Origin of the sequence: Thauera aminoaromatica S2, assembly GCF_000310185.1 — a bacterium.
Taxonomy (GTDB): domain Bacteria; phylum Pseudomonadota; class Gammaproteobacteria; order Burkholderiales; family Rhodocyclaceae; genus Thauera; species Thauera aminoaromatica.
Genome location: NZ_AMXD01000201.1, coordinates 1 through 4981, shown reverse-complemented (window position 1 = coordinate 4981; position 4981 = coordinate 1). Strand labels below are relative to the sequence as shown.

7 protein-coding genes are annotated in these 4981 nt (G+C 68.0%); 2 read left to right on the top strand and 5 right to left on the bottom strand.

The window, feature by feature from the left end:
* The 5 genes from C665_RS18355 to C665_RS18335 form a co-directional block, all read right to left on the bottom strand.
* On the bottom strand, positions 1–321 hold a 321-nt coding region (locus C665_RS18355), incomplete at its 3' end, for a bestrophin-like domain (RefSeq protein ID WP_004326127.1).
* A 160-nt stretch (positions 322–481) separates the two neighbouring features.
* The gene (locus C665_RS18350) at positions 482–730 is read right to left on the bottom strand and encodes a hypothetical protein (protein ID WP_012584527.1); all 249 of its coding nucleotides are present in this window, start codon (positions 728–730) and stop codon (positions 482–484) included.
* Positions 731–1184: 454 nt separating this feature from the next.
* On the bottom strand, positions 1185–2411 hold the full coding sequence (locus tag C665_RS18345) for an ammonium transporter (RefSeq protein ID WP_004326123.1): 1227 nt from the start codon (positions 2409–2411) through the stop codon (positions 1185–1187).
* Between the two features lie 110 nt (positions 2412–2521).
* On the bottom strand, positions 2522–2860 hold the full coding sequence (gene glnK, locus C665_RS18340; RefSeq protein ID WP_004326122.1) for a P-II family nitrogen regulator: 339 nt from the start codon (positions 2858–2860) through the stop codon (positions 2522–2524).
* 29 nt (positions 2861–2889) lie between these two features.
* A complete protein-coding gene (locus C665_RS18335) occupies positions 2890–3594 on the bottom strand; it encodes a TorF family putative porin (RefSeq protein WP_004326120.1) in 705 nt (234 codons plus the stop codon).
* A 423-nt stretch (positions 3595–4017) separates the two neighbouring features.
* Here C665_RS18335 and C665_RS18330 point away from each other — a divergent pair, with 423 nt between their 5' ends.
* Positions 4018–4269 (top strand): accessory factor UbiK family protein, encoded by a 252-nt coding sequence (locus tag C665_RS18330; protein WP_004326118.1) that lies wholly within the window; start codon positions 4018–4020, stop codon positions 4267–4269.
* A gap of 271 nt (positions 4270–4540) precedes the next feature.
* The coding region (locus C665_RS18325) for a magnesium chelatase domain-containing protein (RefSeq protein WP_004326116.1) at positions 4541–4981 on the top strand (441 nt) is incomplete at its 3' end.

The window sequence follows — 4981 nt, the reverse complement described above, 5'->3', positions numbered from 1 at the left end:
CAGCTCGCCGCCGAGTGGCTCGGGCAGCGTGGCGGCGAGCGCGCCGATGCTGCGCAGGCCGTCCGCCTCGCGATACACCGCGCTCATCGCGCGGTCGTGCGCGCTCCAGGTGTCGTTGGCGAGAAAGGCCAGCACCAGGCCGAAGAGCACGCCGAGCGCGTTCATGAACGGGGGCGCCACCCCCTGCAGGGACTGCATCCATCCCGCCCAGCGCGAGCGCATCATCACCCACTGGATCAGGAACACGGCGGCGAGGGTGCCGAAGAAGGCGACGAAGGCGAGGCCGTAGTGGTCGTAGCTGTGCCAGTCGGAGAAAAGCATGGAGATCCAGGAGGGGCGTTCGGGAGGTCCTCGCAGTCTACCCGTCCGATCGCGCCCCGCCCATGCTCGGGGGCGGTCGCAGCAGCGCGTGCAGGGCTTCGATCGAAGGCCGGGCGCTGGTAGAAGCCGAGCAGCGGGTCGAGTCCCGCGGCGTGCGTGCTCAATCAGTCCGCACTTGCGCGCAGGGCGACATCAGCGAAATCGTCTTGCGGCCGAGGCGTCGGTAGATGCCGAAATTTCTGCCGAGAGTCAGGATGCTGCAGGGCTCGAAGAGCTCGGACATGCGCAAGAGACAGGCGTCGGCCAGCGAGGCTGGCACATTGTCGTCGCGTTCGAACAGCGTGCGCACGGGAGCGGTCTGCGACTCCAGTGACAAGGCGATGTGCACGGCGCTCCGTTCGAGCAGCATGAGTGCCCGGGCGGGGTCGAAGCCGGCACGAGCGAGGAGGAGACAGGCCTCCGCGACCACCGCCTCACAAGTCGGGAAAGGTCCTGGGTATTGCGCAAACTGCGCCTTGGCTCATTCATGGTGCGTGTCATCACGGCAAAGCAGGGCGACCCAGGGGCCGGCATCGAGAATCAGCCGGTAACGAGTGCGGCGAGGGAAAGCAGGCGGAGAGGGGCGATCTTGTGACGCATGGGGCGTTGCCTCGGGGTGGACTGGACCCCGGGGATTCTCCCGATGTCATCGTGCGGTGGGGCGAACGGCAAGCTTGCGGTGCCTCTGGCAGGCTTGCGCTGCGCGAATGCCGGCAGGGGGTTGCGCCCGATCGCTTCCATTGGGGGCGCGCCAAAGAAAAACGGCGCCCCGAAGGGCGCCGCGAGGGGATGGGAACCGGAGGAGCACGGTTCCGCAAGCCGGCTCAGTAGCGGTAGGCGGTCTCGCCGTGCGCCGTGGTGTCGAGGCCCTGACGCTCCTCGTCTTCCGGCACGCGCAGCCCGACCAGCAGGTCCGCGACCTTGTAGGCGACGAAGGCGACCACGGCCGACCACACGATGGTCACGAGCACGCTCCAGGTCTGGATCCACACCTGCGAGGCGATCGAGAAGTCCTCGGCGCCGGTGCCGCCCAGACTGGGCGCGGCGAACACGCCGGTGAGGATCGCGCCGACGATGCCGCCCACGCCGTGCACTCCGAACACGTCGAGCGCGTCGTCCGCACCGAGCATGTGCTTGAGCCCATTCACGCCCCACAGGCAGATGAAGCCGGAGAGGGTGCCGATCACGATCGCGCCCATCGGGCCGACCGAGCCGCAGGCCGGGGTGATCGCCACCAGGCCGGCGACCGCACCCGAGGCCGCGCCCAGCATCGAGGGCTTGCCCTTGATGAGCGCCTCGCCGAGCGACCAGGCGAGCACCGCGGCGGCGGTGGCGACCAGGGTGTTGATGAAGGCGAGCGCAGCGCCGGCGGTGGCTTCGAGGTTGGATCCGGCGTTGAAGCCGAACCAGCCCACCCACAGCAGCGAGGCGCCGACCATGGTCAGGGTCAGGCTGTGCGGTGCGAGCGCCTCACGGCCGTAGCCGATGCGCTTGCCCACCATCCAGGCGCCCACCAGACCGGCGATGCCGGCGTTGATGTGCACCACGGTGCCGCCGGCGAAGTCGAGCGCGCCGTCTTCGAGCAGGTAGCCGCCCGGGCCCCACACCATGTGGCAGATCGGCAGGTAGCACAGCGTGAACCAGATCACCGAGAAGATCAGCACCGCGGAGAACTTCATGCGCTCGGCGAAGGCACCGACGATGAGCGCACCGGTGATGCCGGCGAAGGTGGCCTGGAAGGCGATGAAGGCGAACTCGGGCAGCTTCACGGTCTCGGTGAAGGTGTCGGCGAGCGTCTCGATCGTCACCCCGGACAGGAAGACCTTGTCGAGCGAGCCGATGAAGGGGCTGGCTTCGGTGAAGGTCAGGCTGTAGCCGTAGATCGCGAACAGCAGGGCGTTGAGCGAGAACACGGTCATGACCTGCATGAGCACCGAGAGCATGTTCTTGGCGCGCACCATGCCGCCGTAGAACAGCGCCAGGCCGGGCAGGGCCATCATCAGCACGAGCAGCGTGGAGGTCATGATCCAGGCCACGTCGCCCTTGTGCACCTCGGCCACGGCGGCCGCGGCCTCCTGGGCGAAGGCGCCGCCGGAGACGCCGGCGAGCAGGGCTGCCGCCGGCAGGTATGCGAGGAGTTTTCTCATTTTGCGTTGCTCCCTTACAGCGCGTCCGGGCCGGTCTCGCCGGTGCGGATGCGGATGGCCTGCTCGAGTTCGAAGACGAAGATCTTGCCGTCGCCGATCTTGCCGGTGGCGGCGGACTTCTCGATCGCTTCGATCGCCTGGTCGAGGATGTCGTCGGGGATGGCGGCCTCGACCTTGACCTTGGGCAGGAAGTCGACGACGTACTCGGCGCCGCGATAGAGCTCGGTGTGGCCCTTCTGGCGGCCGAAGCCCTTGACCTCGGTCACGGTGATGCCCTGCACGCCGATGGCCGAGAGCGCCTCGCGGACCTCGTCGAGCTTGAAGGGCTTGATGATTGCAGCGATGAATTTCATGTCTTTCTCCGGTTCCGGATGGGCGATGCTCAGAAGCTCTTGGCGATCGACAGGATCACGCGCTCGTCGGCGAGGTCGGCGTTGTCCACGTCGGTGTCGACGTAGTGCAGGCCGAAGTTGAAGCCGCCGAACTCCTTGGTGACGCCCAGCTTCCAGTCGGTGTAGTCGTCCTGGCCCTTGATGTCGCTGTAACCGACGTGGGCGGCGAGGGTGAAGCCGCCGCCGACATCGACCGCGGCGCCGAGGTCGTAGTACTGGCTGCCGTCCGACTTGTCGTAGCCGAACAGGTCGGTGAAGGCGTACGAGTACTTGAAGGACAGGAACTCCCACGACAGGCCGACATAGCCCTCGAGCGTGTTCGGGCTGTTGTAGGGCTTGGGGTAGCTGCCGGGGTAGTAGTACTGCAGCAGGCCGACGTCGTAGCCGATGGCGCCGACCGTCCCCTTGTAACCGCCGTAGAGGTCGAGCTCGAGGCTGTTGCTGACGTCCGTGTTGGCGTCCGACAGCCACGATACGTTCGAGCCCCACACGCCGGCGTACAGGCCGCTGTCGTGGGCGTAGTCGAAGCCGCCCTGCAGCGCGGGACGCTCGTCGGTCTGGCTCCAGCCGCGGTAGGCGTAGTCGGACACCAGGCCGACGTTGGCGGTGAAGGGGCCGTCGCCGGCATGGGCGGTGCCGGCGGTGGCGATCGTGGCGAGGATGGCGAGCGCGGTGGCGAGCGGTTTCGTGTGCATGGTCATCTCCTGACGAGGTTTGGAAAGTTCGCGACGAGACTCGCTAAGCACGTGGCGTGCCAGGGTGCGGAAAGCCTGGTGATTCCTAGGTTTCCGCTTGTCGGCGGGCGGATCTTGCTGCGCTGCGGCAGGGATGGGCGCGCGATTTCGGGGCGTTGCGCACCAATGTGGTGCGCCATTCGTGTTGTGCGAGCGATGGTTGACGGTTCTTGGCGCCAGATCGCGACTTGCGTCGCTCCTACGAAAACCTTCGCCCACCCCTGCGTCGCCCGGGCCCCTGCCGGAACGACGCAAGTCGTGATCACGGCAATGTCGCGCGCACCGCGCCTGCGCCGATCGTGTGCGGCGGGCCGCCGGCGCTCCAGTCGGCAGGGGCGTGCGTGCTAGACTCCGACGCCTCTGCAACCCGGAATCCACGCCATCATGAGCACGCCCCGCATCCTCGACGAAATCGGTGCCCGCCTCTCCGAACTCGCCGCCAACAGCCCCGTCCGCGACATCGAGAAGAACGCCAAGGCCATGCTCGGCTCGGCCTTCGGCAAGCTCGACCTGGTCACCCGCGAGGAATTCGAGGTGCAGCGCGAGGTGCTCGCGCAGGCGCGGCGCAAGCTCGCCGAGCTCGAGGCGCGCGTCGCCGAACTGGAAGCGAAGCTGGCCGGCGGCGACAAGGCCTGATCCAGCTGCGTTTCCACACGCTGCATTCGCGTCTGGCGGCGCTCCTGCGGAAACCGGCAAGGTTCCCGGAAACCTCGTAGGAGCGGCGCCAGCCGCGAACGGACGGTGGGTGGCGATGGGCGTCGCGACACGCTGGATGCTGCGTTCGCGTCTGCATGAAACACCGTATGCGTCTCGTGACCGAATGCCCCCGGTCCCGCGTTCCGCATATTTCTTTGTCATCGACCGCGGCTCCGCTAGACTGACGATTCCTTTCCGTCCGGAGTCGCAGATGTCGCTCGCCCTCGTTCATGCGCGCGCGCTCGACGGGATCGAGGCGCCCCCGGTCACGGTCGAGGTCCACCTGGGCAACGGCCTGCCGCAGTTCCATCTCGTCGGCCTCGCCGACACCGAGGTGCGCGAGGCGCGCGACCGCGTGCGTGCGGCGATCCAGTCGGCGCAGTTCGAGTTTCCCCAGCGCCGCATCACCGTCAACCTGGCGCCTGCAGACCTGCCCAAGGAGGGCGGGCGCTTCGATCTCGCGATCGCGATTGGCATCCTCGCCGCCTCCGGCCAGGTGGCCGAGCGGCTGCTCCCGCGCCTGGAGCTGTGCGGCGAGCTTTCGCTGAACGGCGGATTGCGCCCGGTGCGCGGGGTGCTCTCGGCAGCGCTCGCCGCCGCGCGCGCCGGACGCGCGCTGGTGCTGGCGCCCGCCAATGCGGCCGAGGCCGCG